Consider the following 26,693-nt stretch of genomic DNA (forward strand, 5'->3'; position numbering starts at 1 on the left):
GGGGGGGGCGGCGCGGGCCGGGGGCGGGGGCGCCCGGCCCCCCCCCCCCCCCCCCCACGCCCGCGAGCCATGGGGCTAACCGCGTCGCCGGCGCGCCAGTCCGATCGCTCCCGCGCCCACGACCAGCAGAGCGACTGCGCCGCCCACGACATACGGCGTCGCCGCACTTCCGCCCGTCTCCGCGAGGTTGGCCTTCGCGTGCGTGCCCTGGGGCTTCACATCCTCGGCGGGCGCCGCCGTGGGGGTGGACGACGTCACCGGTGAGGGAGACGCGCTCGGGGCGGACGCCGGGGTCTCGCAGGTGGCGCCTCCGAGCGTCACCGTGCCCTTCACCTCGGCCACGTTCAGGTGCAGGGGATTCACCGAGACCGTCAGCACCAGTGCGGCGGCCGCCGCCGTCCGGGACGTCGTCCGCGTCGGTGACACCTCGAGCCGGACCTCGCCGACACCCGGCACCTTCACCTGTGTCGGCCCGCCGGCCGTCGCCGTGACCTTCCGCCCGAGCACGGTCACCGCGCCGAGCACGTTCGCCGTGGCGACCGGCTTCTTCCCGACTTCGCACACCGCCTTCGACGTGACGCCGTCCACCTCGATCAGGGACAGCATGGGCAGCCCCGGCAGATGGATGCGCGCGTGCGCGAGGTTCGTGGAGGCCTCCGCGCCCGACGCCGAGACCGTCGCCTCGGCGGTGGCGGCGTCCGCCCGCACCACGTCGAAGGGACGGCCGCCGGCGACTCCGTCGAGCCGGGCCGACAGCGCGGTCTCCTTGGCGCTCCCCGGCGCCCGTACCTCGTCGAGCGAGACCGCCAGCGGGACGTTCAGGGTCTTGTTGAGCAGGGACACATCGAGTTCGGTGCGCAGCACGACGGCGGCGGCGCGGCCGTGGTCCTCATCGGCCTGCGCGGAGCCCGCGCAGGCCAGTGCGGCGGGCCCTGCGGCCAGGGCTGTGGCCAGCGCGACGTTGGTCAGGCGGCGTGCGGGCATGCGGAAGGTGGTGCCGTTCATGGTGGTGGGACCCCCAGATAAGACAAGCTCGGGACCCGGACAGAATTACGTACCGGGAGTGAGCCGTCAGCGACACCAAGTCACTTCACTCCATCGTGGCTTTCTCGCAGAGCCTTTCGAAAATCAGGGCACACCCGTTCCCGGATGTCACCCCCGTATCCCCCACAACGGGGAAGCGGCCGGCGCACGGGCGCGGCGCCTACCCGAACACGAGGCCGTTCAGCACCACCCGCTGCGGCGCCGCCAGCACCCGTACGTCCGCGCGCGGATCCGCCTCGTACACCACGAGGTCGGCGGGCGCCCCTTCCTCGAGCCCGGGCCGGCCGAGCCACCGGCGGGCGCTCCATGCGGTCGCCGCGAGCGCGTCGACGGCCGGGATCCCGGCGGTGACCAGTTCCGCCACCTCGCCCGCGACCAGTCCGTGGGCGAGCCCGCCGCCCGCGTCGGTGCCGACGTACACCGGTATGCCTGCGTCGTACGCGGCGCGTACGGTGTCGTACCGCCGCTCGTACAGCCGTCGCATGTGATCGGACCAGCGCGGGAACTTCGCCTGGCCACCGTCGGCGAGCTTCGGGAAGGTCGCGATGTTCACCAGCGTCGGGACGATGGCGACACCCCGCTCCGCGAACAGCGGGATCGTCTCCTCCGTCAGGCCCGTGGCGTGTTCGACGCAGTCGATACCCGCCTCGACCAGATCCCGCAGCGAGTCCTCGTCGAAGCAGTGCGCGGTGACCCGCGCGCCGAGGCGGTGCGCCTCCGCAATGGCCGCCTCGACCGCCTCACGGGGCCAGCAGGCGGACAGGTCCCCGCTCTCCCGGTCGATCCAGTCGCCGACCAGCTTGACCCAGCCGTCGCCGCGCCGGGCCTCCTGGGCGACGTACGCGACCAGGTCCTCGGGCTCGATCTCCCAGGCGTAGTTGCGGATGTAGCGGCGGGTGCGCGCGATGTGCCGGCCGGCCCGGATGATCTTCGGCAGATCGTCGCGGTCATCCAGCCACCGCGTGTCGGACGGCGAGCCCGCGTCACGGATCAGCAGGGTTCCCGCGTCGCGGTCGGTCAGCGCCTGCTTCTCGGAGACGTCGTCGGATACCGGGCCGTGGGCGTCGAGGCCGACATGGCAGTGCGCGTCGACCAGGCCGGGCAGCGCCCAGCCCTCGACCGTACGGACGTCGCGGGCGCCGGCGGGGCGGTCGTACGAGATCCGGCCGCCGACCACCCACAGCTCGTCGCGGACCTCCTCCGGTCCGACGAGCACCCGACCCTTCACGTGCAGCACCGCGTGATCGCTCATGCACTGCACCTTAGTTCGCCCGCTACGCGGTCCCGGACACCCGGTCGGAGGTCTCCTCCTCCACCTCGGCCCTCGCGGGGTCGAGGAGCCGGGAGAGGAAGTGGCGGGTGCGTTCGTGGCGGGGGTGGCCGATGACCTGGTCCGGTGTGCCGTCCTCGACGACGACCCCGCCGTCCATGAAGACGACCCGGTCGGCGACCTCGCGGGCGAAGCTCATCTCGTGGGTGACGCCGGCGACCCAGCGGTACGGGCCGACGGACGACAGCCGCATCAGGGCGAGGACGATGCCCAGCACCAGGCCGACGGCAAAGCCGGACACGGTGTAGAGCACGGTGTTCCTCAGCGCCAGCGTGATGACGTCGGGGAACATCTGCCCGGCGATGTCCGCCTGCGCGAACTGGTTCTGCAGCCGCCCCCAGTCCGCCGTGACCGCGAAGACGATCACGGCGGCGACGAAGAGGACGTACTGGGCGCCGCGCGACAGTCTGCGTCGCTGACGCCGGGGCAGCCCCTTCTTCCGCGGCTGGACCCCGGCGTCGGCCGTACCGGTCGCCTTGCTCATGAGGCGGAGGGCGAGGCGGCGGTCGCGTCGTACGGGCCGATCCACTTCTCGTACAGCTTCTTGTACGTGCCGTTGGCCTTGGCGTCCTTGAGCGCCTTGTTGATCGCGGCGAGGAGCTTCGTGTTGCCCTTCTTCACCGTGAAGCCGTACTGCTCACCCGTGTTGAGGTTGCCGACCACACTGAAGGCGTCGGCGTTGGCCTTGTCCTTGAGCCAGCCCTGGACGATCGTTCCGGAGCCCTCTGCACACGAGGCCGCGCGCAGCTACGCCGAAGCCGTTCCGGCCGACTGACCGAAATCTGAAATTCGACATTGCCTTCCAGGCCCTTTTCGCGCAATTATGGAAATTCCTTCCAGGGTGGCTACCCGTATTCTTCTGCCCGCTCTTTCCTGGCTTAAACGCAAAGATTCTGCGAACGCCAACCGGAGTAATTCGGGCAGATCTCGTATGGGTGACGAGGATGTGACCGACCCCACACGACACCCACTTTGCCCCATATTTTTCGGGCATTCGTACGCCAATTACCCCGCGCCCGCACGATCGCACACGCCCGCGTGATAACACATGGACCGCGGTTCCGTAACCCTCGCCGGCGATGCATTTTCACATTTCCCTGGGTAAATTCGATCGACATGACCGCCGCACAAGCAGACCTGCAAGCGGAATTCCTGGAAATGCCGGAAGGACTGCGGATCGACCGTCCGGAGGTGGCGGACGGGGCCGCTCTCTGGCGCCTGGCCAGGGACTCCGGAACCCTCGATCTGAACTCCTCCTACAGCTATCTGCTGTGGTGCCGCGACTTCGCCGGCACCTCGGCGGTGGTGCGCGACGGGTCCGACGGCCGGGCCGTCGGGTTCGTCACCGCGTACCTGCGGCCCGACCGTCCGCGCACCCTCCTGGTGTGGCAGGTGGCCGTCGACTCCGCCCAGCGCGGGCGCGGGCTCGCGGCACGGCTGCTCGACGCGCTCACGGCGCGGGTGGTCGAGGAGCACGGGGTGACCGGTCTCGAGACCACGATCACCCCCGGCAACACCGCATCCGAGCGCCTGTTCACCTCGTTCGCCCGGCGGCACGGGGCGGCCCTGGAACGTGAGGTCCTCTTCGAGACTCCCCAGTTCCCCGACGGCCCGCACGATCCCGAAGTCCTGTACCGCATCGGCCCGCTGTCCGACTGAGTCCCACGCACGCACTCCCTCTCCCCCACCCCCGAGGAGCGTTTTCGCCGTGACCATCACCCAGCCCGACCTCAGCGTCTTCGAGACCCTGGAGTCCGAGGTGCGCAGCTACTGCCGCGGCTGGCCCACCGTCTTCGACCGCGCGCAGGGCAGCCGCATGTACGACGAGGACGGGCACGAGTACCTCGACTTCTTCGCCGGCGCCGGATCCCTCAACTACGGCCACAACAACCCCGTACTGAAACGAGCGCTGATCGACTATCTGGAGCGGGACGGCGTCACCCACGGGCTCGACATGTCGACCACCGCGAAACGTTCCTTCCTCCAGACCTTCCAGGATCTCGTCCTGCGGCCGCGTGACCTGCCGTACAAGGTCATGTTCCCCGGGCCCACCGGCACCAACGCCGTCGAGTCGGCCCTCAAACTGGCCCGCAAGGTGAAGGGCCGCGAGGCCATCGTGTCCTTCACCAACGCCTTCCACGGCATGTCCCTGGGCTCCCTCGCCGTCACCGGCAACGCCTTCAAGCGCGCCGGCGCCGGGATCCCACTCGTGCACGGGACGCCCATGCCCTTCGACCACTATCTGGACGGCAGGGTCCCGGACTTCCTGTGGTTCGAGCGGCTCCTGGAGGACCAGGGCTCCGGGCTCAACCAGCCCGCCGCCGTCATCGTCGAGACCGTGCAGGGCGAGGGCGGCATCAACATCGCCCGGGCCGAGTGGCTGCGCCGCCTCGCCGATCTGTGCGCGCGCCGCGACATGCTGCTGATCGTGGACGACATCCAGATGGGCTGCGGGCGTACCGGCGCGTTCTTCTCCTTCGAGGAGGCCGGGATCGTGCCGGACATCGTCACGGTGTCCAAGTCCATCAGCGGCTACGGACTACCCATGTCGCTCTGCCTGTTCAAGCCCGAGCTGGACATCTGGGAGCCGGGCGAGCACAACGGCACCTTCCGCGGCAACAACCCCGCGTTCGTGACCGCGACGGCCGCCCTGGAGAGCTACTGGAGGGACGGCTCCGCCATGGAGAAACAGACCCGGGCGCGCGGCGAGCAGGTCGAGCAGGAGCTGATCTCGATCACCGAGGAGAACCTGACCGACGTCAAGGAGTACCGCGGACGCGGGCTGGTGTGGGGCCTGGAGTTCCACGACAAGGCCCGCGCCGGACGCGTCGCACGACGCGCCTTCGACCTGGGGCTGCTGGTCGAGACCTCGGGCCCCGAGAGCGAGGTCGTCAAACTGCTCCCCGCCCTCACCATCACCGCGGACGAACTCGACGAGGGCCTGAGCACCCTGGCCCGCGCCGTCCGCGAAACCGTCTGAACACCGCCGAGAAGGAGGCACGCACCACCGTGATCGTCCGTTCGTTCAAGGAGATCGAAGGCACCGACCGGCACATCAAGTCGGCGTCCGGCACCTGGGAGAGCAAGCGCATCGTCCTCGCGAAGGAGAAGGTCGGCTTCTCCGTCCACGAGACGATCCTGTACGCGGGCACGGAGACGTCGATGTGGTACGCGAACCACATCGAGGCCGTCGTGTGCGTGGAGGGCGAGGCGCACCTCACCGACAACGAGACCGGGAAGACCTACACGATCACGCCCGGGACCATGTACCTGCTCGACGGGCACGAGCGGCACACGCTCCGGGTCAAGGACGACTTCCGCTGCATCTGCGTGTTCAACCCACCCGTGACGGGCCGGGAGGACCACGACGAGAACGGCGTCTACCCGCTGCTGACCGAGGAGGTCTGACCGCACATGACCACCACCGTCACCGATCTGTACCCCAGCCGCGCCGCCACCGAGGTGTCCGTTCCCCGTCAGGACCCGGTCGTCTGGGGCGCGCCCGGCACACCCGGGCCGATCTCCGTCGCCGACCTCCAGGGGTACGAGCGCGACGGCTTCCTCGCCGTCGACGAGCTGATCGGCCAGGACGAAGTCGCTGAGTACCAGCGGGAGTTGCAGCGAATCGTCACCGACCCGGAGATCCGCGCAGACGAGCGGTCGATCATCGAGCCGCAGTCCAAGGAGATCCGCTCCGTCTTCGAGGTCCACCGGATCAGCGAGGTGTTCGCGCGCCTCGTCCGCGACGAGCGTGTCGTCGGGCGGGCGCGGCAGATCCTCGGCTCGGACGTGTACGTCCACCAGTCGCGGATCAACGTCAAGCCCGGTTTCGGGGCCAGCGGCTTCTACTGGCACTCCGACTTCGAGACCTGGCACGCCGAGGACGGTCTGCCGAACATGCGGACGGTGTCCGTCTCGATCGCGCTGACCGAGAACTACGACACCAACGGCGGCCTGATGATCATGCCGGGCTCGCACCGGACGTTCCTCGGCTGCGCCGGGGCCACCCCAAAGGACAACTACAAGAAGTCGCTTCAGATGCAGGACGCCGGCACGCCGTCCGACGAGGCGCTGACCGCGATGGCGAGCCAGTACGGCATCCGGCTGTTCACCGGCAAGGCCGGTTCGGCGACCTGGTTCGACTGCAACTGCATGCACGGCTCGGGGGACAACATCACCCCGTTCCCGCGCAGCAATGTCTTCATCGTGTTCAACAGCGTGGAGAACGAGGCGGTCGAGCCGTTCGCGGCGCCGGTCCGGCGGCCCGAGTTCATCGGGGCGCGGGACTTCACGCCGGTGCACTGAGCGGATTCCCGCCGGCCCTTCGAGCCTGCCGCCCGTCACGGACGGGCGGCAGGCTCGTGTCCGCCGCAGTCAGCGCGACAGGACGTCCAGCAGGCGGCCGACGTCGGCGGGCGTGTTGTACAGATGGAAGGCGGCCCGCAGGTTGCCCGCCCGGTCGGAGACCTCGATCCCCGCACCGCTCAGCTCCTCCTGCCGGTGGCCGAGTCCGGGCACGGACACGATCGGCGAGCCCGGCGCGGGGACGGCCTCGTGACCGAGGGCGTCGAGCCCCGCGCGGAAGCGGTCCGCGAGGGCGAGGTCGTGCGTGCGTACGGCGTCCACCCCGAGATACTCCAGCAGTTCGAGGGAGCGGCGCGCGCCTGCGTACGAGAAGAGCGCGGGGCTCTCGTCGAACCGCCGTGCCGAATGGGCGAGTTCCGTGACGGGGCCGTAGCAGCTGTCCCAGGGCCGTTCCCCCGCGACCCAGCCGGCGAACAGCGGGGTGAGGCCGCCGAGGTCCTCCGGCACGGCCAGGAACGCCACGCCTCGCGGACAGAACAGCCACTTGAAGGCGACGGCGCAGACGTAGTCGTGGGCGTCCGCGTCGAGGTCCAGCCAGCCGGCGGCCTGGGACGCGTCGATGTACGTCCGTGCCCCGTGCTCGCGCGCCGCGGCCCGGATCGCGGGCAGGTCGGCCACCCGTCCGTCGGCGGACTGCGCGGCGCTGACCGCGACGAGCGCGGTGCCGGGCCGCACCGACTCGGCGATGCCCTCCAGCGGCACGGCGCGCACCTTCAGGTCCTCGCGCATGTGAAAGGGGTTCACCACGGAACTGAAGTCGGCCTCGGCGGTGAGGACTTCGGCGCCCTCGGGCAGCGAGGCGGCGATCAGCCCGGTGTAGACGGCGACCGAAGCCCCGGCCGCCACCCGGCTGACAGGGATCCCGGCCAGCCGGGCGAACGAGGCGCGGGCGGCCTCCACGTCGGCGAACATATCGGTCGGCCGGCCGGCGGCCGCCGACTCGACGGCCGTCCGCATGGCCTCCACGGTGCGCGCGGGAAGCAGCCCGCTGCTCGCCGTGTTGAGGTAGGTGTTCTTCGGGGCGAACTCAGCACGGACAAGGCTCTCGAAGGTCTCCATGGGACCACTCTGGGGCCCAGTGAAGTCGTAGTCCATTGCGAACTCTTACGTGGTTCCACTAAGGAACGCTTATATGTCCACCCCGGAGCGGGCCCTCGCTCAGTGGCCCGGCACCGCGCAGCCGTCCGGACCGCACGCGTCCGCGCCGCCGTCCTCGATCAGCCTCAGCTGCGGACGCTCGCCCCACGCCTGAGTCAGGGCCTGGGTGAAGACCTCCGCGGGCTGGGCGCCGGAGACGCCGTACTTGCGGTCGAGGACGAAGAACGGCACGCCGTTGGCGCCGAGCTCGGCCGCCTCCCGCTCGTCGGCGCGCACCGCGTCGGCGTACGCGGTGGGGTCGGCGAGCACCCCGCGGACCTCCTCGGCGTCGAGCCCCGACTCCACGGCCAGTTCCACCAGCCGCTCGACGCCCTCGGTGAAGACGGACCGCTCCTCGGCGAAGTTCGCCCGGTAGAGGATCTGGATCAGCTCGTCCTGCCGGCCCCGCTCCTTGGCGAGGTGGAGCAGGCGGTGCATGTCGAAGGTGTTGCCGTGGTCGCGGCCCGAGGTGCGGTAGTCCAGGCCCTCGGCCGCGGCCTGCGCTGCCAGGTTGTTCTCGCCGGCCTGCGCCTGCGGCTCGCTCATCCCGTACTTCTTGGCGAGCATCGTGAGGACCGGCTGGACGTCGCCCTTGGCCCGGTGCGGGTCCAGTTCGAAGGAGCGGTGCACCACCTCGACCTCGTCCCGGTGCGGGAAGGCCCCGAGCGCCTTCTCGAAACGGGCCTTGCCCACGTAGCACCAGGGACAGGCGATGTCGCTCCAGATCTCCACGCGCATGTCTTCGGCTTCTCTCCAGTCGGTACGGGTGCGGAGCCTCCCTCCGCCGATGTGCGGGAACGTTCAAACGGTTGCCTTCATTCCCCGGGGACCATGTACCGGAGGAAGAGGTGGTGGTCTCCCTCCGCGGGCGGGTTCTGCGGGTCGGGGACCCAGCCGAGGCGGGTGTAGAAGGCCTGGGCGCGGCGGTTGTCGACATGGACGTCGAGGACGGCGGTCCGCCTGCCGTCGGCCTGCCACTCCTCGACGCAGGCCGCGTGCAGTGCGGCGCCGATGCCCCGGCGCCAGTGCCCGGGGTCGACGTGGAACTGGAAGAGTTTCACCGTGTCGGCCGATACACCGTCCGGCGTACGGAAAGAGGCGACGGCGACGATACGGCCCCGCTCGACGGCGCACAGCACATGGGCGTCGGGCCGCTCCAGGGCGGTCCGCCAGGCGGCGAGCCAGTCGGTGCCGTCCTGCGGCGGCCCGTCCGGGTAGTAGGTCGCCCGGGCCCGGGCCTGGAGTTCGGCGACGGCCCGCACCTCGGCGGGCAGAGCGGTACGAATCAGTCGGTTTCCGGTCATTCGGTCGTCGATCATGCAGGGAAGGACGTCGCCGCGGCCGCAGTGGTTCCGGGTGGTGCGCATGGACGCGCCGCCGGGTCAGCTGCCGTCCCTGAGGTCCTGCGGCCAGTGCGGGCGGTACTCGATCCCGTCGTACGTCACCACGCAGCCCTCCCCCATCGGCGACTGGGTCATGAAGCCCACCAGCGCCGCGTCCGTCTCCTTCTCACCGCCCAGGGTGAACAGACGGACGAACGTCCAGCGCTTGCCGTCGCGAGAGGCGTGGAAGGCGAAGGCCCGGCCCGTGCGACTGACCCGTAGCCAGACCGAACTGCCCTCCACGGTGAAGGAGTTGGCGTCGTCGGAGTGGCCGCGGGTGACCACCGTGCAGACGGTGGGCACATCCGGCGAGTACTCCAGGCAGAGCTTGGCCCAGGCCCGCTCGCCGACATGGACGTAGAGCACACCGGCGTCGAAGGACGCGTTGAAGCCGACGGTGACCCGGGCGATCAACTGGAAGTCGCCCTCGGGCGCGCCGAGGAGCCGGGGCGCGTCGGAGGCCGGCTCCAGAGCCTCGCCGGTGGGCGGAACGAAACGATCCTGCCGGGCGCCCGCCCAGCCGGTGAGCACCCCGTCCTCGTACGACCAGTGGCCGCCCGGCCCGTACGTGCGCAGGGAGAACGGGAGTTCGGGAAGTTCAACGTCCATTGGGGAAGTCTCTCAGGCGCGCCCGCGACAGGCGCGGGGAACTACGCGTTCAACCACAAAAGCACCCGCGGACCGCGCAGCAGTCACCTCTCCAGACGCCCGTCGAAGCGCCGCGGCAACCCGAGCGGGTTGTCGTCGCGCAGCTCCGGCGGGAGGAGCGCCTCGGGGGCGCCCTGGTACACCACGGGCCGCAGCCAGCGCTCGATGGCCGTGCCACCCACGGACGTGGACGTGGACGTCGTCGCCGGGTAGGGGCCGCCGTGGTGCTGGGCGGGCGCCACCGCCACACCCGTCGGCCAGCCGTTGACGAGGACGCGGCCCGCGAGCGGGGTCAGCTCCGTGAGGATCTCCGCCCCCCGGCCCTCGCCCGCCGTCTCCTCCGTGGACAGGTGCACCGTTGCCGTGAGGTTGCCGGGGAGCCGGCCGAGGACACGCTTGGCCTCGTCCTCGTCCTCGTAGCGCGCCACCACGGTGAGCGGGCCGAAGCACTCCTCCAGCAGGAGGTCGTACTCCCCGTCGCGGGTGAGCTTCTCGGCCGGGACGGTGAGGAATCCGGCGCTGACCGTGTGCTCGCTGCCCGCGCCGGCGGTGACCGGGGACTCCACTCCGGGCAGCGCGGCACGCTCGGCGACCCCCGCGACGAAGTTGTCGCGCATCCGGTGGTCGAGCAGAACGCCCGCCTCGGTGTCACTCACGGCGTCCGTCAGGGACTTCACCAGGCGGTCCCCGCCCGCGCCCGTGGGGGCCAGGACCAGGCCCGGCTTCACGCAGAACTGGCCGACGCCCAGGGTCATGGAGCCCGCGAGCCCGGTCCCGATGGCCTCGGCGCGCTCGGCGGCGGCGGCCTCCGTGACGAGCACCGGGTTGAGCGAGCCGAGCTCGCCGTGGAAGGGGATGGGCGCGGGACGGGCCGCCGCCGCGTCGAAGAGGGCACGGCCGCCGCGGATGGAGCCCGTGAACCCGGCGGCGGCGATCAGCGGATGCTCGATGAGTTCGATGCCCGCCTGGAAGCCGTGGACGAGCCCGATGACGCCCTTGGGGATGTCGTGCTGCTCGGCGGCCCGGCGGAGCGTCGCGGCGACCAGCTCGGAGAGCGCCGGATGGTCGGGGTGGGCCTTGACGACGACGGGGCAGCCCGCGGCGAGCGCGCTCGCGGTGTCCCCGCCGGCCACCGAGAAGGCGAAGGGGAAGTTGGAGGCCGAGTAGACGGCGACGACGCCCAGCGGGACCTTGTAGCGGCGCAGGTCCGGGATCGGCGGGGTCGCGGTGTCGTCCGGGTGGTTGATCGCGACGTCGAGGAAGGCACCCTCGTCGACGATCCCCGCGAAGGCACGCAGCTGGTAGCAGGTCCGGGCGAGTTCGCCCGTCAGCCGGACCGGGCCGAGCGCGGTCTCCGCGTCGGCCGCCTCGACGAGCTGGTCCTTCGCGGCCTCCAGCCGGTCGGCGGCGGTGCGCAGAAAGGCCGAGCGGACCGTGCGGTCGGCGAGGGCTCCACGCGCGGCGTGGGCCGCGCGGACGGCGGCGTCCACCTCCTGGGCCGTGGCCTCCACCGCAACCTGTTCACGCGGCTTCCCGGTACGGGGGTCGACACTCCAGACTGGTGCTGCTGCCACCGCGGGTCCCTCCAGATGTCATGCCGCAGTTCGTCCGTCACTCACCAGAGTCGTTCGATATACTGAACGCCGTCTCCGATGATGAATGATCTGTTCGGAGACTATTTCCCGTCGAACGAAGGGGTCAAGGGCGATGTCGGCTGGCGAGACAGGCGGCGGGGCGCAGGTCAAGTCCGCGGTGCGGACCGTTGAGTTGCTCGAGTACTTCGCCGGCCGCCCCGGTATGCACTCCCTGGCCGCCGTCCAGGAGGCGGTGGGCTACCCCAAGTCGAGCCTGTACATGCTGCTGCGCACGCTCGTGGAACTGGGCTGGGTGGAGACCGACGCGACGGGCACCCGGTACGGCATCGGGGTGCGGGCGCTGCTGGTCGGCACCTCGTACATCGACGGCGACGAGGTGGTGGCCGCGGCCCGCCCCACCTTGGACCGGCTCTCGGACGACACGACGGAGACCATCCACCTGGCACGCCTGGACGGCACGAACGTCGTCTACCTGGCGACCCGCCAGTCCCAGCACTACCTGCGCCCGTTCACGCGCGTGGGCCGCCGGCTGCCCGCGCACTCCACCTCGCTGGGCAAGGCGCTGCTGAGCACGTACACCGACGAGCAGGTCCGCAAGATACTGCCCGAGACGCTGCCGGCGCTGACCGAGCACACCATCACCGACCGCGAGAGACTCATCGAGGAACTCCATCAGGTCCGCGAGCAGGGCTTCGCCGTCGACCGCGAGGAGAACACACTGGGCCTGCGCTGCTTCGGCGTCGCGATCCCCTACCGCACCCCGGCCCGCGACGCGATCAGCTGCTCGGTCCCGGTGGCCCGGCTGACCCCGGCCCACGAACAGATGATCAAGGACGCGCTGTTCGACGCGCGGGACCGTCTGACCCTGGCGACACGGAGGCTGTGACATGGAGGTCGCCCTGCGCGAGGTTCACGACAGCGACCTGCCGGTCTTCTTTCGCCAGCTGAACGACCCCGTCGCACTTCGCATGGCCGCGTTCACCCCCGAGGACCCCGCGGACCGGGCCGGCTTCGACGCCCACTGGGCCCGGCTGCGCACCTCGTCCGACGTCGACGTCCGCACCGTGCTGGTCGACGACGACGTGGTGGGCAGCGCGGCGGTGTACGGCGAGCCGGGCGAGCGCGAGGTCACGTACTGGATCGACCGCCCGCACTGGGGCCGCGGCATTGCGACGGCCGCGCTGCGGCTCCTGCTGGAGGAGGTCCCGGAACGTCCGCTGTACGCTCGGGCCGCCGCCGACAACACGGGCTCGCGCCGGGTCCTGGAGAAGTGCGGCTTCGCGCAGACGGCCCGGGCCAGGGGCTTCGCGCACGCCCGCAGCGAGGAGATCGAGGAAGTCGTCCTCGTCCTGAAGGCCTGATCGCCCGGCCCGCCGCCGCACATCGGCGGGCCGGCCCTTTCATGAGGCCCCGATGAGAAAACGAGGCGCATGGGAACGATCCGCCCGATCCCTGCGTCTTCGGGACGGGATGAACAAGACGATCAGACGCGCATCGGTCTTCGCACTGCTCCTGGTGTTGGCTCTGCTGGTCAGGGCGACCTGGGTGCAGTTCTACGACGGCAAGGCGCTCGCGGACGACAAGGACAACCGGCGGAACGCGATCGAGACGTACTCGCGGCCGCTCGGGAACATCATCGTGGCCGGTGACTCGGTCACCGGCTCGGCGCGGACGAACGGCGGCGACCTCGCGTACAAGCGCACCTACACGGACGGCAGGCTGTACGCCGCGGTGACGGGCTACGCCTCGCAGAGCTACGCGCCGACCCAGCTCGAGGGCATCTACCAGGACCTGCTCAACGGCACGGACACCCGCCTCAAGGGCGTGATGGACACGGTCACCGGCAAGCGGGCCGATCCGGGCGACGTGGTCACCACGATCGACCCGGGCGTGCAGAAGGCCGCGTACCAGGCACTCGGCGGCAAGAAGGGTGCGGCCGTCGCCATCGACCCGGCGACCGGCAGGATCCTGGCGGTCGTGTCGACCCCTTCGTACGACCCGTCGTCGCTCACCGACGCGAACACCGCGGGGACGGCCTGGAAGCAGCTGAACAGCGATCCCGACAAGCCCCTGACCAACCGCGCGCTGCGCCAGCCCCTGCCGCCCGGTTCGACGTTCAAGCTGGTGGTGGCGGCCGCCGCGCTGGAGGACGGACTGTACTCGTCCGTGGACCAGAGGACCGACAGCCCCGACCCGTACCCGCTGCCCGGCACGACCCGGACGCTGTCGAACGAGAACCCGAACGCGCCGTGCGAGAACGCCTCGATCCGCGTCGCGCTGCGCTACTCCTGCAACAACGTCTTCGGGAAGATGGCCGTCGACCTCGGCCAGGACAAGGTCCGGGCGATGGCTGAGGAGTTCGGCTTCAACGACAGCCGACAGGACGTGCCGGTGCGGGCGTACGCGAGTGTGTACCCGTCGGGCATGGACAAGGCGCAGACGGCGCTGTCCGGCATCGGCCAGTTCGACGTCACGGCGACCCCGCTGCAGATGGCCATGGTGTCGGCGGCCATAGCCAATGACGGTCGGCTGGTCTCGCCGCATATGGTGTCGCAGATCACCGACGGCGGCGGCGACGTGCTGAGCAACTACGACGACAGTGCCGGGACCAAGCGGATCGTCAGCTCGTCCACGGCCCGGCAGTTGCGGTCCGCGATGCAGACGGTGGTCGAGCAGGGCACCGGCACCAACGCGCAGATCGCCGGAGCGACCGTGGGCGGCAAGACGGGTACGGCCCAGCACGGCGAGAACAACAGCAAGACGCCGTACGCATGGTTCACGTCGTACGCGAAGTCCGATTCCGACGGCAAGGAGGTTGCCGTCGCGGTGATGGTCGAGCAGTCGGATGCGGCCCGCTCGGAGGTCAGCGGGAACGGGCTGGCGGCCCCGGTCGCCCGGGCGATGATGCGGGCGGCGCTCAAAGGCTAGGCGGTTCGGGGCCGTCGCGTGCGGGGACGAGCCCGCGCGGGACGGCCCCGCCGCTCACTTCACGCTCAGGATCTGCTCCACCGGGTCGATCGCGAAGTACACCAGGAACAGCGCCGACACGCCCCACAGCAGCCAGTGGACGTCCTTGGCCTTGCCGAGGACCGCCTTGATGACGACGTACGCGAGGAAGCCCGCGCCGATGCCATCGGTGATCGAGTACGTGAACGGCATCGCGGCGATGGTGAGGAACGCCGGAATGGCGATCTCGTACCGGTCCCAGTCGATGTGCTTGACATGGGTCATCATCAGGAAACCGACGGCGATCAGGGCGGGTGCCGCGGCCTGGAGCGGCACGATGGTCAGCAGCGGGGTGAGGAAGAGCGCGAGTCCGAACAGGCCGCCGGTGACCAGGTTGGCGAAGCCGGTGCGGGCGCCCTCGCCGACCCCGGCCGCGGACTCGATGTAGGCGGTGTTGGAGGAGGCGGAGCCCACACCGCCGGCGACCGCCGCGGCGCCGTCGATGAACAGGACGCGGCCGATGCCCGGCACCTGGCCCTTGTCGTCGAGCAGCCCCGCCTCGGCGCTGATGCCGACGATGGTGCCCATGGCGTCGAAGAAGTCCGACAGGACCAGGGTGAAGATCAGCAGGACGGCGGTGAGCACGCCGGCCTTGGCGAAGCCGCCGAACAGGCTGAAGTGACCGATGAGTCCGAAGTCCGGGTTCGCCACGATCTTCTCGGGCACCTTCGGGGTGGTCAGCCCCCAGCTCTTGATGTCCGCCGCGGCGTTGACGACGATCGCGACGATCGTCATGGTCACGATGCTGATCAGGATCGCGCCTTTCACCTTGCGTGCGAGCAGGGCGATGGTCAGCAGCACACCGAGGCAGAACACCAGCACGGGCCAGCCGGTCAGCCGGCCGACGGCGCCCAGTTGCACCGGCACGGTGGTGTTCGCGGCGTCCGGGATGCGGCTGACGAACCCGGCGTCGACGAAGCCGATGAACGCGATGAAGAGACCGATCCCGACGCCGATGGCCTGTTTCAGCGGCTGGGGGATGGCGTTCATGATCGCCTCCCGCAGTCCGGTGAGGACCAGAACACAGATGAGGATGCCCTCGAGGACGACGAGGCCCATCGCGTCGGGCCAGCTCATCAGCGGGGCGAGCTGGAAGGCGACGACGGCGTTGAGGCCGAGACCGGCGGCGATGGCGAGCGGCAGATTGCCGCCGACGCCCATGATGACGGTCATCACACACGCCACCAGGGCGGTGGCGGTGACCAGTTGCCCGGTGTCGAGCTGGTGGCCGAACTTGTCCTTGGCGCTGCCCAGGATGATGGGATTCAGGACAAGGATGTAGGCCATGGTGAAGAACGTGGCGAAGCCGCCGCGTATCTCCCGACCCAAGGTGGAGCCTCGTTCGGAGATCTTGAAGAACCTGTCGACGCCGTTCGCCGCGGGAGGTGGGGCACTTGACCGGTCGGCCACTCTCTGTGTGTCGGACATGCGGATACTCCTCGTTGCCTGGTGAACCGGTGCGGGATGCTGGCTGGATTGTTCCCCCGGTGAGCCGGTTTCAGGTTTTCTCCGCGTTACGGAAATCGAGTTCGGCCCGCGGGCACGGGAACGCCCCCACCGACGGGGCCGACGGGGATGTGCTCCTCCTGCTACTGGATCTCGATCGTCCCGGCGGCCGGGACTATCACTTCCACCGGGAGCGCCGACCGCATCCGGCTGCGCGGCCGCCCCGGAGGCATTTCGGAGAGGGAGCTCACCCCGCGTACGGGTCCGCGACCTTCCCCGGTCGGGACAGGAACTCGAAGTCGCAGCCGGTGTCCGCCTGGGTGATCTGTCCGTTGTAGAGCACGCCGTAGCCGCGCTCGTAGCGTGCCGGGGGCGGGGTCCACCGTGTCCGGCGGCGTTCCAGTTCGGCGTCGTCCACGTGGAGCCGGAGGCTGCGGGCCTCGACGTCGAGTGTGATGCTGTCCCCGGTCCGTACGAGCGCCAGCGGCCCACCGATGTACGACTCCGGCGCCACGTGCAGCACGCACGCGCCGTAACTCGTGCCGCTCATCCGGGCGTCGGAGATCCGCACCATGTCCCGTACGCCCTGCTTCAGCAGGTGGTCGGGGATGGGCAGCATCCCGTACTCGGGCATGCCCGGTCCGCCCTTGGGTCCGGCGTTGCGCAGCACCAGCACACTGTCCGCCGTGATGCCGAGCGACGGGTCGTTGATGGTCCGCTGCATCGTCCTGTAGTCGTCGAACACCACCGCGGGCCCGGTGTGCCTGAGCAGGTGCGGCTCGGCGGCGATGTGCTTGATGACGGCACCGGCCGGGCACAGGTTGCCGCGCAGGACGGCGACCCCGCCCTCCGTCGCGACCGGGTTGTCGCGGGGCCGGATGACGTCGTCGTCGTGGACCCGGGCACCCGCGATCTGCTCGCGCAGGGTGTCGTACGAGACCGTCGGCCGGTCCAGGTGCAGCAGATCCGTGATCCGGGACAGGAACCCGGGCAGGCCTCCCGCGAAGTGGAAGTCCTCCATGAGGTACCGCTCGCCGCCGGGGCGGACGTTGGCGAGCACGGGGGTTGTGCGGGCGATGCGGTCGAAGTCGTCCAGCGTGAGCCGCACCCCGGCCCGTCCGGCCATGGCGATCAGATGGATGACGGCGTTGGTGGAACCGCCGAGCCCCAGCACGGTCGTGACCGCGTCCTCGAAGGCCTCACGCGAGAGGATGTCGCGCAGTTTCCGGTCCTCGTGGACGAGTTCGACGATCCGGCGGCCGGACGCCGCGGCCATGCGCTCGTGCGCTGAGTCGACAGCGGGGATGCTCGACGCGCCGGGCACCGTGACGCCGAGGGCCTCGGCGGCCGCGGTGAGCGTGGAAGCCGTACCCATCGTCATGCAGTGCCCCGGCGAACGGGCGAGCCCGCTCTCCAGCTCCGACATCTCGCAGTCGCCGATGAGCCCGGCACGCTTGTCGTCCCAGTACCTCCACATGTCAGTGCCCGAACCGAGGACCTCGCCACGCCAGTGGCCCGGAAGCATGGCACCCGCGGGCACGAAGACGGTCGGCAGGTCGACGGAGGCGGCCCCCATGAGCAGCGCGGGCGTGGACTTGTCGCAGCCGCCCATCAGCACGGCCCCGTCGACCGGATAGGAGCGCAGCAGCTCCTCGGCCTCCATGGAGAGCAGGTTGCGGTAGAGCATGGGGGTCGGCTTCTGGAAGGTCTCGCTGAGCGTGGAGACCGGGAACTCCAGCGGGAAACCGCCCGCCTGCCACACGCCCCGCTTCACGGCCTGGGCGCGGTCTCTGAGGTGGACGTGGCAGGGGTTGATGTCCGACCAGGTGTTGAGGATCGCGATGACGGGCTTGCCCAGGTGCTCCTCGGGGAGATAGCCGAGCTGCCGGGTGCGTGCCCGGTGGCTGAAGGAGCGCAGCCCGTCGGTGCCGTACCACTGGTGGCTCCTGAGCTCATCGGGCCTCTTCACATCGACCACCTGCCGACGACGGCGGCGACCTCCGCGCGCTCCTCCTCGCCCAGCGCCCTGCTCGGCGGGCGCACATCACGACGGCACAGGCCCAGCGCGGCGAGGGCCTCCTTGACGACGGAGACGTTGTCCGCGGAGCCGTTCGCCGCGCGCAGTTCCTCGAAGCGGCGGATCTGCTCCCAGACCTTCATGGCGGCCGGGTAGTCCCCGGACCGAAGCGCCTCGATCATGTTCAGGGAGACAGCCGGCGCGACGTTCACAAGCCCTGAGGTGAATCCGGTGGCCCCCGCGGAGAAGTACGAGGGGGCGTACGGTTCGGCGAGCCCCGCCACCCAAACGAAGCGCTCGAGCCCCGCGTCCCGTGCGAAAGCTGCGAACCGGGCTGCGTCCGGGAGGGCGTACTTCACCCCGATGACGTTCGGGCAGTGGTCGGCGAGTTCGGCGAGCCGGGCGCCCGGCAGCTGGGCGTCGCGGAGGTAGGGGACCACCCCGAGTTCGGGCACGGCCTCGGCGACGGCCCGGTGGTAGTCGACCCAGCCGGCAGCCGAGACATACGGATGCACGGGCTGGTGGACCATGACCATCCCGGCGCCCTGCTCATGGGCGTGCCGGGCGGAGGCGACGGCGGTCGGCACATCGTGACCGACACCGGCGAGCACCGCGGCCCGCTCCCCCGCCTCCTCGATCGTCAGCTCCGTGACGAGGCGCCGCTCCTCAGGGGTGAGGGCGTAGAACTCGCCGGTGTTGCCATTGGGCGTCAGGGTCCTGACGCCGCCGTCGAGCAGCCGGCGCAGCAGCGCCCGATGGGCGTCCCGGTCGACGGTTCCGTCCTCGGCGAACGGCGTCACCGGGATCGCCACCACATCGGCCAGGGCGGCCCGCTGTATCTCGAACGTCACGTCGCTCATTCCTGCCCCTCCTCCCCGTACCGGGGGAACGCCCGCCGGACGAACGACGCGATGTGGGTGTGCAGGGCGCCCGCCGCGCCCTCGGCGTCGCCGTCCTGGGCGAGCCGCAGGATCTCCCGGTGCTCGGCGGCCTCGAGCTCCCAGGAGGGGTCGGCGGCCCAGGCGACGGCGGAGACGAGGGCGGCTTGGTCGCGAACCTCGTCGAGCATCCGGCCGAGCAGCGGGTTGCCGCAGGGCGTGTACAGGGCGCGGTGGAACTCCCGGTTGGCCAGGGAGCGTTCGGCGGCGTCGGCGGCCTCGTCGGCCCGGTTCAGCGCCTCGCGCGCGGCGTCCAGAGAAGCCCCGCGCCGTACCGAACGACGCAGCGCCTCGGGCTCCAGGAGCAGCCGGACGTCGTAGACCTCGCGTGCCATGTCCGCGTCCACCATGCGCACCGTGACACCCTTGTACTGGTTCATCACGACGAGCCCGGTCCCGGCGAGGGTCTTGAGCGCCTCACGCACGGGGGTCTTGGACACCCCGAACTGCGCGGCCAGTTCGGCCTCGACCAGTGACTGACCGGGTGTCAGCTGACCGGTGAGGATGCGGTGCTTGATCCCCTCCAGCACGAACTGCGTACGGGAGGGGATCGGTACGGGCACAGAGGTCATGCGCGCCTCCCGGATCTCGCGTCGCCTGATCGCCTCAGCTGAACTCGCGTATCAGAACTCGCGTATCGCGTCTCATATATGACGTACGAAGTACGACGCGACGAAGGTAGGAGCGCGCACGGGGTTGGTCAACGCTTCGGACAGAGGAAAGTCGAGGCTCCCGGTTCAGGGGCCGGAATGCCGGAAGCCGCGGAGACCTACGGCTTCCACGCGGGATCGCGCCCGCTGAGGCCGATCGCCCGGTCGAGCAGCGGAGTGTCGGCCGGGACGTGCACGACCGGGCCGAACAGGCCGCCGCCGCGGCTCGGGTCGTCGGCCGCGGCGGTGAGGAAGCCGTACGACGCGAGTAGTGCCGTCGTGTCCGGCTCGTACTCCTGCCCGGTGGCCCGTGCCAGATCCCAGCCGTGGATCACCAGCTCGTCGGCCGCGACCGCGCCCGCGACCGCGGCCGGCAGGGTCACTCCGCCCGCCCGGGTCGCCCCGGTCCAGGCCTCCGGATCGCGCCACACCTCGGCCAGTTCGTCGAGCACGGCGGGCAGTTGCTCGCGCCAGCCGGGCCCGATGTCCGGCAGCGAGGCGGCCGGGTTCGTGTCCGTGGTGGCTCCGAGGTCCTTGCGCCCGGCGTCCCGGAAGGCGGTGGCCAGTCCGAGGAGATGGCCCAGCAAAGTGCGCACCGCCCATCCGGGGCAGGGCGTGGTGTCCGCGAGCTGCTCCTCGCGCACCCCGGCCGCGAGCCGGGCCACGATCCGGGTCTGCGGACCCAGGTCGAACATCTTGTCGATCATCTCGTCCTCCTCGTTCTTCTCCTTCGATGAGGTGGACCGGCGGCGGCCGCGAAACTCATCGGCCGCACACCTGGACTGGGACGCGTGTCAGGCTGCCGTCCGGTCCCGGACCGCGACCGGCCGCTCCCGACGCACTAGCTGACGCAGCGAGGGCCCTGCCCGGAGGCACCACAGGGCGATCACCGGGTCGCAGATCGCGCATCCCAGGGACGAGTTGTGGGCGAAGGGCACGATGGGATTGCCCTTGAGGTGGTGCACGACGTCCCACGCGGTGTGCAGCAGCCAGCCGATGCCGATGAACGTCCATGACTCCAGACCGCGGTAGGCGACGTAGGTGGCGAGCGCGGTGAACGCGAACTCCCAGCCGCCCAGGCCGCCGCCGCTGAGGTAGGCGGCCCCCGCTCCGGCCACCATCACCGCGTTGACGCGCCGCCGGTGCGGTTCGCGCAGCAGGGACATGAGGAACACGTAGAGGACGCCGATGCCTACGGGCGCGAGGTACTGCATGGGGATGCCTTCCTGAGGTCGTACGGGCGACGCGACCGGTCGGCGCGGGAACGGCTCACCACGCTAGGACCACGTACGCACACGTCCCAGAGGCATTACTGACACGTTCCGACGGATTTCCGTCCCGCCCTCGGCCGCGCCCGGTGACGGCCACGTCCTCGCTCAGAGCGCGGCGAGTGCCCCCCGTACGGCCGCCAGGTCCTCGTCCGAGGCCAGCCCGGCGTGATAGAGCCGCAGTTCCGTCGCGCCCGACTCCGCCGCCTCCCGCGCTTCCCGCTCCAGCGTCCCCGGGCTGCCGCCCATCGCGGAGACCACGGTGAAGTTGGCCGCGAGGACGGATCGCTCCCGGCCCTGCCCGGCGAACGGCCTCAGCAGACCTGTGCCGCCCGTGCACGGCACCACCACGCCGTCGGCGACGGACAGGATGTGCGCGGGATCGACGCCCGCGTTCGCCCCGCAGTGGTACGACACCGGGTCGGCGTGCAGCAGCACCCGGAAGCCGTCGGGTGCGGCCGCGCGGACCGCGGCCACCACCGCCTCCTGGAGCGTGCGGGCGGTCTCGTCGCGCCACGCGCGGGTGGCGGCCGCCTCGGTCTCGCCGAGGAGTCCCTCGACGCCCGCCCAGCCTCCGCCCGAGGGCGCGCCACGCCACACCGGCTCCAGCGCGGCCCGTACCGCGGCGGCCAGGTCCCCTGCGTCCAGGCCCTGCGCCCCGTACCCCGCCCGGCAGCTTGCGCAGAAGCACAGCGACATCAGGTACTGCCCGGCGTCCCCGAGCCCCACCCCTCCGGTCTTGTCGTGCGCGTGCAGATGGGCCAGGCCGTACCAGCCGAGCGACTCCAGTTCGGTGCCGTGCGCCCCCGGCCGCACGGCCGCCTCGGCCGCGAGGTCGACCAGGTAGGCGCGTGTGCCGGGCTGTGCGATGCACGGCGCCCACGGGTAGCGGTCGCCATAGGCGTTGACCACCGAGGTCCCCGGATGCTCCTCGCCGAGGCGGGAGTTGTGCGCGAGCACGACCCAGGTGTGCACCTCGAGCCCGGCGGCGCCGAGCGCCTCGGCGGCCTCGCCGAACGCGTCGCCCGGGGCCCAGTCCCCGGCCGGGTAGGGCCGCAGGGCGCGGCCGGTCCAGCGTGCGTCCGTCGGGTAGAGCACGGCGGCATGGCGGGCCGTCACGATGCGGTGCCGCGGGTGCCGGGGCGTGAGCGCGCGCGTGGAGTGGTAGGCGGATGCGAGCGTGGCGTGGCGGACACCCAGGGCGGCCATGCGGTCCCCCGCCCCGGGATCTCCGTTCACGTCCCAGGGGTAGAGGAAGGCCGAGGCCCTCACGCGCCCTCCCGCAGCAACTCGTACCCGCGGTCGATCAGCGCGGCGAGCTGTTTGACGTGGTCCTCGGAGGGTTCGTGCAGCGGCGGCCGCACCTCGCCCACGTCGAGGCCGCGCAGCCGCACGCCCGCCTTGACGAGCGAGACGGCGTAGCCGCGGCCCTGGGCGCGCAGTTCGACGAACGGGCGGTAGAAGCCGTCCAGGAGCCGGTGGACGGTGGCGTCGTCGCCGGCGCCCAGCGCCTTGTGGAAGGCCAGGGCGAGCTCCGGAACGAAGCAGAAGACGGCGGACGAGTACAGCGTGATGCCGATGCCCCGGTAGGCGAGCTGGGTCTGCTCGGCGGTCGGCAGTCCGTTGAAGTACAGGAAGTCACCGGGGACCTCGGTCCGTACCGCGCTGACGACGCGCTGCATCAGATCGAGGTCGCCGAGCCCGTCCTTGAAACCGATGATCCCGTCCGTGCGCGCCAGTTCGACCACCGTCCCGGGCGTGAAGATGGCGTTGTCGCGCTGGTAGACGATGGTCGGCAGCGAGGTCGCCGCGGCCAGCTCCCGGTAGTGCCTCAGCAGTCCCTCCTGCCCGGCGACCACCAGGTAGGGCGGCATGGCGAGCAGTCCGTCAGCCCCGGCCTCTTCGGCGAGCCTCGCGTAACGCACGGCGAGCGCGGTCCCGTATCCCGCACCCGCCAGGACCGGAACCCGTCCGTCCACCGCTTCGACGGCCGCACGCACGCACGCCTCGAACTCCTCGGGCGTGAGCGCGTGGAACTCGCCCGTGCCGCAGCACGCGAAGACGGCGGCGGCGCCCGCCTCCACGCCCTTGCGCACATGCTCGCGGTAGACGTCGAGAGCGATCGAGCCGTCGGGCCCGTAGGCGGTCACGGGGAAGAACAGCGGCCCGCTGGGGATGCTGAGTCGAGCGGCAAGAGGGGCTGGCGTCACGGGCTCTCCCTTGAAACAGACGCTCACACGCGGACCAGGTGCCGCACAGTGCACGTTTCTGATCCATGTCCATATTTCTGAACGCGACCACGCTAAGCCGCCACCTCAAGGCCGGTCAAGCGCACAAACGGGCAACTCAGGCGCGGATTTCGCCCCGCAGCGTCACACTTGACGGGTCACGTGGACGCTCCGTAGCGTGTCCACGGATGTGAATGCTGTACACGAATGCAGCCGCCGACTCCACAAGGAGAGACGAGGATGCCCGCTCCCCGCACCGTTCTGCTCACCGGCGCCGCCGGCGGACTCGGCACCCTGATGCGAGGGCTGCTGCCCGGGTACGGCTACGAGCTGCGGCTCCTGGACATGAGGCCGGTCGAGGGGGCACCGGACGCGATCACCGCGGATCTCGCGGACCGGGAGGCCCTGCGCGAGGCGGTGCGCGGGGTCGACGCGATCATCCACCTCGCGGGCATCTCCCTGGAGTCCACGTTCGACAAGATCCTGAAGGCGAACATCGAAGGCACGTACAACCTGTACGAGGCGGCGCGCGAGGAGGGCGTGCGCCGGATCGTGTTCGCCTCCTCCAACCACGCGGTCGGCTTCACCCCGCGCCCCGAGGGCGACGACCCGTTGATCCCGATCGACACCCCGCGCCGGCCCGACACCTTCTACGGACTGTCCAAGTCCTTCGGCGAGGACCTCGCCCAGCTCTACTGGGACAAGCACGGCCTGGAGACGGTCTCCGTGCGCATCGGCTCCTGCTTCCCGGAGCCGACCAGCGTCCGCATGCTCTCCATCTGGATGAGCCCGCAGGACGGCGCCCGCCTCTTCCACGCCGCCCTGACCGCCGAAGATGTCGGGCACACCGTCGTCTACGGCTCCTCCGCCAACACCCGCCTGTGGTGGGATCTGACGACCGCCAGGGCGCTCGGCTACGAGCCGCAGGACGACTCCGAGCCCTACGCCGACAAGCTCGTCGCCGAGCAGGGCGAGCTGGAGCCGGACAACCCGGCCCATGCATACCTGGGCGGTCACTTCGTCACGGACCCGCCGATCTGGCCCCACTGACGACACGCACCGAGGGCGGGCGGGCACCGAACGGGCCCGCCCGCTCCGCTTTTCGGGCACGGAGGCTGCCCGTTCCCACCGGACGCCCCGCTCCACCGCTGGTCCGAGACGGGCTTCCGCTTGGCCATACGGGCAGGATCGGGCACACTCGGGCCCGCAACAGGCCTGGTCACCGCCGCGCACCGGCTGTAGAACTTCCCCCATGGGCCCCACCGGGCCCGAACGGGCACCACCGGTTCGTGCGCCCCGACGGGAACGAGCCAGAAACACGGCACGGAAGGCAGGTGACGGCGATGACGGTGAAGACCGCGGAGGAACGACAGCGCGAGATCGTCAAGGCCGCCCGCCGCACGGGTTCGGTCGACGTCACCACGCTCGCCGCCGAACTGGGCGTGGCCAAGGAGACCGTACGACGCGATCTGCGCGCCCTGGAGGACCACGGGCTGGTGCGCAGGACGCACGGCGGCGCCTATCCCGTCGAGAGCGCGGGCTTCGAGACGACCCTCGCGTTCCGCGCCACCAGCCACGTGCCGGAGAAACGCCGGATCGCGGCCGCCGCGGCCGAGCTGCTCGGGGACGCCGAGACCGTCTTCGTGGACGAGGGGTTCACCCCGCAGCTCATAGCCGAGGCGCTGCCCCGGGACCGGCCGCTGACCGTGGTCACCGCGTCCCTGGCCACCGCGGGCGCGCTGGCGGAAGCCGAGAACACGACCGTCCTGCTGCTGGGTGGCCGGGTCAGACCCGGCACCCTCGCCACCGTCGACCACTGGACGACGAAGATGCTGGCGGGATTCGTCATCGACCTGGCCTACATCGGCGCCAACGGCATCTCCCGGGAGCACGGGCTGACCACGCCCGACCCGGCCGTGAGCGAGGTCAAGGCACAGGCGCTCCGCGCCTCCCGCCGCACCGTCTTCGCGGGCGTGCACACCAAGTTCGGGGCGGTGAGCTTCTGCCGGTTCGCCGAGGTCGGCGACCTGGAGGCGATCGTCACGAGCACGCTGCTGCCGGCCTCCGAAGCCCACCGCTACTCGCTGCAGGGACCTCAGGTCATCCGGGTCTGACGGATCCGCAGCCGCCCCTCCGACAACCGCACAGCCCTTCGGTATCCGTCCGTCCGCCGGTCGCCCGGCGAGCCGCACGGCGGACCACGCACATCCCCACGCCGTTCAGCAGTCGAGTTCCGCTTTCAGGATCTAGCAGGGATCAGGAGCCAACCTCATGCGAACCCAGAGCCGACGAACGCCACGCACCGTGTTTGCCGTGGCCGCCGCAGGAACGCTGATCACCCCCCTCCTCGCCGGCTGCTCGGGCGCCGGCGGTGCCGGGGGCGGATCCTCCGCCCACTCCATCAACGTCCTGATGGTGAACAACCCGCAGATGGTGGAGCTGCAGAAACTCACCGCCGCCAACTTCACCAAGGACACCGGCATCAAGGTCAACTTCACCGTCCTGCCGGAGAACGACGTCAGAGACAAGATCAGCCAGGACTTCGCCAACCAGGCGGGTCAGTACGACGTCGCCACCCTGAGCAACTACGAGATACCGATCTACGCCAAGAACAACTGGCTGCACGCACTGGACTCGTACGTAGGCAAGGACAAGGGCTTCGACCAGGAGGACATCCTGGCGCCGATGCGGACGTCCCTCACCGCGGCGGACGGCAAGCTCTACGGCGAGCCCTTCTACGGGGAGTCGTCGTTCCTGATGTACCGCAAGGACGTCTTCCAGAAGAAGGGGCTCACCATGCCCGCGCACCCCACCTGGCAGCAGGTGGCGGATCTCGCGGCCAAGGCGGACGGCGCCGAGCCCGGTATGAAGGGCATCTGCCTGCGCGGTCTGCCGGGGTGGGGCGAGATGCTGGCTCCGCTGACCACCGTGGTCAACACCTTCGGTGGCACCTGGTTCGACAAGGACTGGACGCCGGGCCTGTACTCGAAGGAGTTCAAGCAGGCGACGCAGTTCTACGTCGACCTGGTGCGCAAGCACGGCGAGTCGGGCGCCGCCCAGTCCGGTTTCGCGGAATGCCTCAACAACATGACGCAGGGCAAGTCCGCGATGTGGTACGACGCGACCTCCGGTGCCGGATCCCTGGAGGCGACCGGCTCGCCGGTGAAGGGCAAGATCGGCTATGTCCCGGCGCCGGTGGAGAAGACGAAGAGCTCCGGGTGGCTGTACACCTGGGCCTGGGGCATCCAGAAGGCCTCCAAGAACCCCGACGACGCTTGGAAGTTCATCTCCTGGGCGTCCAGCAAGGACTACGAGCAGCTGGTCGGCAAGACCGACGGCTGGGCCAACGTCCCGGCGGGCAAGCGCACCTCCACCTATGACATCCCGGAGTACCAGAAGGAGGCCGGGGCCTTCGCGGACGTGACCCGGGACGCGATCGCCTCGGCGCAGCCCGACAACCCGGGAGTCCAGCCGCGGCCCGCGCCCGGCATCCAGTTCGTCGGCATCCCCGAGTTCACCGATCTGGGGACCAAGGTCTCCCAGGAGATCAGCGCGGCCGTCGCCGGACGGGAGTCCGTCGACAGCGCCCTGAAGAAGTCCCAGTCGCTCGCCGAGACGGTCGCGAAGAAGTACCGGTGA

At 70.5% G+C, this 26,693-nt stretch carries 26 protein-coding genes and 1 pseudogene; 10 read left to right on the forward strand and 17 right to left on the reverse strand.

Annotated features, from left to right (window positions below; translation table 11 throughout):
* Nucleotides 1-75 precede the first annotated feature (75 nt).
* The 4 genes and pseudogenes from ACWDA7_RS29430 to ACWDA7_RS29445 all read right to left on the reverse strand — a co-directional run.
* A complete protein-coding gene (locus ACWDA7_RS29430; RefSeq protein ID WP_450607834.1) occupies nt 76-1,005 on the reverse strand; it encodes an SCO1860 family LAETG-anchored protein in 930 nt (309 codons plus the stop codon).
* Nucleotides 1,006-1,204: 199 nt separating this feature from the next.
* The gene (locus ACWDA7_RS29435; RefSeq protein ID WP_450607836.1) at nt 1,205-2,296 is read right to left on the reverse strand and encodes an amidohydrolase family protein; all 1,092 of its coding nucleotides are present in this window, start codon (nt 2,294-2,296) and stop codon (nt 1,205-1,207) included.
* Nucleotides 2,297-2,318: 22 nt separating this feature from the next.
* Nucleotides 2,319-2,858 carry a hypothetical protein gene (locus ACWDA7_RS29440; protein ID WP_450607837.1) on the reverse strand — a complete coding sequence of 180 codons (540 nt, stop codon included), beginning with the start codon at nt 2,856-2,858 and terminating at the stop codon, nt 2,319-2,321.
* Nucleotides 2,855-3,085, reverse strand: a pseudogene (locus ACWDA7_RS29445) (transporter substrate-binding domain-containing protein); the annotation flags it as partial. The gene ACWDA7_RS29440 and the pseudogene ACWDA7_RS29445, both read right to left, overlap by 4 nt.
* A 405-nt stretch (nt 3,086-3,490) precedes the next feature.
* On the opposite strand from ACWDA7_RS29445, the gene ectA reads away from it, so the two are divergent.
* Genes ectA through thpD form a run of 4 tightly spaced genes read left to right on the forward strand, consistent with a single transcriptional unit; the run spans nt 3,491 to nt 6,679 of the window.
* Nucleotides 3,491-4,033 carry a diaminobutyrate acetyltransferase gene (gene ectA / locus ACWDA7_RS29450; RefSeq protein WP_450607839.1) on the forward strand — a complete coding sequence of 181 codons (543 nt, stop codon included), beginning with the start codon at nt 3,491-3,493 and terminating at the stop codon, nt 4,031-4,033.
* 49 nt (nt 4,034-4,082) lie between these two features.
* On the forward strand, nt 4,083-5,354 hold the full coding sequence (ectB, locus tag ACWDA7_RS29455) for a diaminobutyrate--2-oxoglutarate transaminase (RefSeq protein ID WP_359392550.1): 1,272 nt from the start codon (nt 4,083-4,085) through the stop codon (nt 5,352-5,354).
* 29 nt (nt 5,355-5,383) lie between these two features.
* Entirely contained in the window at nt 5,384-5,782 is a 399-nt protein-coding gene (locus ACWDA7_RS29460; RefSeq protein ID WP_359392548.1) for an ectoine synthase, read from the forward strand.
* 6 nt (nt 5,783-5,788) lie between these two features.
* Complete coding sequence (thpD, locus tag ACWDA7_RS29465; RefSeq protein WP_450607842.1) at nt 5,789-6,679, forward strand: ectoine hydroxylase; 891 nt, start codon at nt 5,789-5,791, stop codon at nt 6,677-6,679.
* A gap of 69 nt (nt 6,680-6,748) precedes the next feature.
* Here the strand turns inward: thpD and ACWDA7_RS29470 are convergent, their stop codons facing one another.
* The 5 genes from ACWDA7_RS29470 to ACWDA7_RS29490 all read right to left on the reverse strand — a co-directional run bounded on the left by ACWDA7_RS29470 (nt 6,749) and on the right by ACWDA7_RS29490 (nt 11,480).
* A complete protein-coding gene (locus ACWDA7_RS29470) occupies nt 6,749-7,798 on the reverse strand; it encodes an aminotransferase class V-fold PLP-dependent enzyme (protein WP_450607844.1) in 1,050 nt (349 codons plus the stop codon).
* A gap of 99 nt (nt 7,799-7,897) precedes the next feature.
* Nucleotides 7,898-8,614, reverse strand: a complete 717-nt coding sequence (locus tag ACWDA7_RS29475) for a DsbA family oxidoreductase (RefSeq protein ID WP_450607845.1) — start codon at nt 8,612-8,614, stop codon at nt 7,898-7,900.
* Nucleotides 8,615-8,691: 77 nt separating this feature from the next.
* Nucleotides 8,692-9,195 (reverse strand): N-acetyltransferase family protein, encoded by a 504-nt coding sequence (locus ACWDA7_RS29480; protein ID WP_450607847.1) that lies wholly within the window; start codon nt 9,193-9,195, stop codon nt 8,692-8,694.
* Between the two features lie 63 nt (nt 9,196-9,258).
* Nucleotides 9,259-9,867, reverse strand: coding sequence for a DUF1349 domain-containing protein (locus tag ACWDA7_RS29485; RefSeq protein WP_432926282.1), 609 nt, complete (start codon nt 9,865-9,867; stop codon nt 9,259-9,261).
* An 83-nt stretch (nt 9,868-9,950) separates the two neighbouring features.
* Nucleotides 9,951-11,480 carry an aldehyde dehydrogenase (NADP(+)) gene (locus tag ACWDA7_RS29490; protein WP_450607849.1) on the reverse strand — a complete coding sequence of 510 codons (1,530 nt, stop codon included), beginning with the start codon at nt 11,478-11,480 and terminating at the stop codon, nt 9,951-9,953.
* 133 nt (nt 11,481-11,613) lie between these two features.
* Here ACWDA7_RS29490 and ACWDA7_RS29495 point away from each other — a divergent pair, with 133 nt between their 5' ends.
* The 3 genes from ACWDA7_RS29495 (at nt 11,614) to ACWDA7_RS29505 (ending at nt 14,429) form a co-directional block, all read left to right on the forward strand.
* On the forward strand, nt 11,614-12,387 hold the full coding sequence (locus tag ACWDA7_RS29495; protein ID WP_432926286.1) for an IclR family transcriptional regulator domain-containing protein: 774 nt from the start codon (nt 11,614-11,616) through the stop codon (nt 12,385-12,387).
* A gap of 1 nt (nt 12,388) precedes the next feature.
* Nucleotides 12,389-12,862 carry a GNAT family N-acetyltransferase gene (locus ACWDA7_RS29500; protein ID WP_450607851.1) on the forward strand — a complete coding sequence of 158 codons (474 nt, stop codon included), beginning with the start codon at nt 12,389-12,391 and terminating at the stop codon, nt 12,860-12,862.
* A 109-nt stretch (nt 12,863-12,971) separates the two neighbouring features.
* Entirely contained in the window at nt 12,972-14,429 is a 1,458-nt protein-coding gene (locus ACWDA7_RS29505) for a peptidoglycan D,D-transpeptidase FtsI family protein (protein WP_450607853.1), read from the forward strand.
* Between the two features lie 54 nt (nt 14,430-14,483).
* Here the strand turns inward: ACWDA7_RS29505 and ACWDA7_RS29510 are convergent, their stop codons facing one another.
* From ACWDA7_RS29510 to ACWDA7_RS29545, 8 genes are all read right to left on the reverse strand, one after another.
* Nucleotides 14,484-15,935, reverse strand: coding sequence for an NCS2 family permease (locus ACWDA7_RS29510; protein ID WP_450607855.1), 1,452 nt, complete (start codon nt 15,933-15,935; stop codon nt 14,484-14,486).
* 265 nt (nt 15,936-16,200) lie between these two features.
* Nucleotides 16,201-17,931 carry an L-arabinonate dehydratase gene (gene araD / locus ACWDA7_RS29515; RefSeq protein WP_450607857.1) on the reverse strand — a complete coding sequence of 577 codons (1,731 nt, stop codon included), beginning with the start codon at nt 17,929-17,931 and terminating at the stop codon, nt 16,201-16,203.
* Entirely contained in the window at nt 17,919-18,830 is a 912-nt protein-coding gene (locus ACWDA7_RS29520) for a dihydrodipicolinate synthase family protein (RefSeq protein ID WP_450607859.1), read from the reverse strand. The genes araD and ACWDA7_RS29520 overlap by 13 nt, the downstream gene beginning before the upstream one ends.
* Complete coding sequence (locus tag ACWDA7_RS29525; RefSeq protein WP_450607861.1) at nt 18,827-19,480, reverse strand: GntR family transcriptional regulator; 654 nt, start codon at nt 19,478-19,480, stop codon at nt 18,827-18,829. The genes ACWDA7_RS29520 and ACWDA7_RS29525 overlap by 4 nt, the downstream gene beginning before the upstream one ends.
* Before the next feature lie 197 nt (nt 19,481-19,677).
* Nucleotides 19,678-20,265 carry a TIGR03086 family metal-binding protein gene (locus ACWDA7_RS29530; RefSeq protein WP_450607863.1) on the reverse strand — a complete coding sequence of 196 codons (588 nt, stop codon included), beginning with the start codon at nt 20,263-20,265 and terminating at the stop codon, nt 19,678-19,680.
* An 87-nt stretch (nt 20,266-20,352) separates the two neighbouring features.
* The gene (locus ACWDA7_RS29535; RefSeq protein ID WP_450607865.1) at nt 20,353-20,772 is read right to left on the reverse strand and encodes a DUF6010 family protein; all 420 of its coding nucleotides are present in this window, start codon (nt 20,770-20,772) and stop codon (nt 20,353-20,355) included.
* A gap of 162 nt (nt 20,773-20,934) precedes the next feature.
* Nucleotides 20,935-22,098 carry a hypothetical protein gene (locus tag ACWDA7_RS29540; protein WP_450607867.1) on the reverse strand — a complete coding sequence of 388 codons (1,164 nt, stop codon included), beginning with the start codon at nt 22,096-22,098 and terminating at the stop codon, nt 20,935-20,937.
* Nucleotides 22,095-23,036, reverse strand: coding sequence for a 5-dehydro-4-deoxyglucarate dehydratase (locus tag ACWDA7_RS29545; protein ID WP_450607869.1), 942 nt, complete (start codon nt 23,034-23,036; stop codon nt 22,095-22,097). The genes ACWDA7_RS29540 and ACWDA7_RS29545 overlap by 4 nt, the downstream gene beginning before the upstream one ends.
* Nucleotides 23,037-23,294: 258 nt before the next feature.
* On the opposite strand from ACWDA7_RS29545, the gene ACWDA7_RS29550 reads away from it, so the two are divergent.
* The 3 genes from ACWDA7_RS29550 (at nt 23,295) to ACWDA7_RS29560 (ending at nt 26,693) form a co-directional block, all read left to right on the forward strand.
* Complete coding sequence (locus ACWDA7_RS29550) at nt 23,295-24,104, forward strand: NAD-dependent epimerase/dehydratase family protein (protein ID WP_450607870.1); 810 nt, start codon at nt 23,295-23,297, stop codon at nt 24,102-24,104.
* A 293-nt stretch (nt 24,105-24,397) separates the two neighbouring features.
* Entirely contained in the window at nt 24,398-25,168 is a 771-nt protein-coding gene (locus ACWDA7_RS29555; RefSeq protein ID WP_359392511.1) for a DeoR/GlpR family DNA-binding transcription regulator, read from the forward strand.
* A gap of 157 nt (nt 25,169-25,325) precedes the next feature.
* Nucleotides 25,326-26,693 (forward strand): ABC transporter substrate-binding protein, encoded by a 1,368-nt coding sequence (locus tag ACWDA7_RS29560; protein WP_450607872.1) that lies wholly within the window; start codon nt 25,326-25,328, stop codon nt 26,691-26,693.

It is taken from the genome of Streptomyces sp. NPDC001156, from assembly GCF_053598275.1.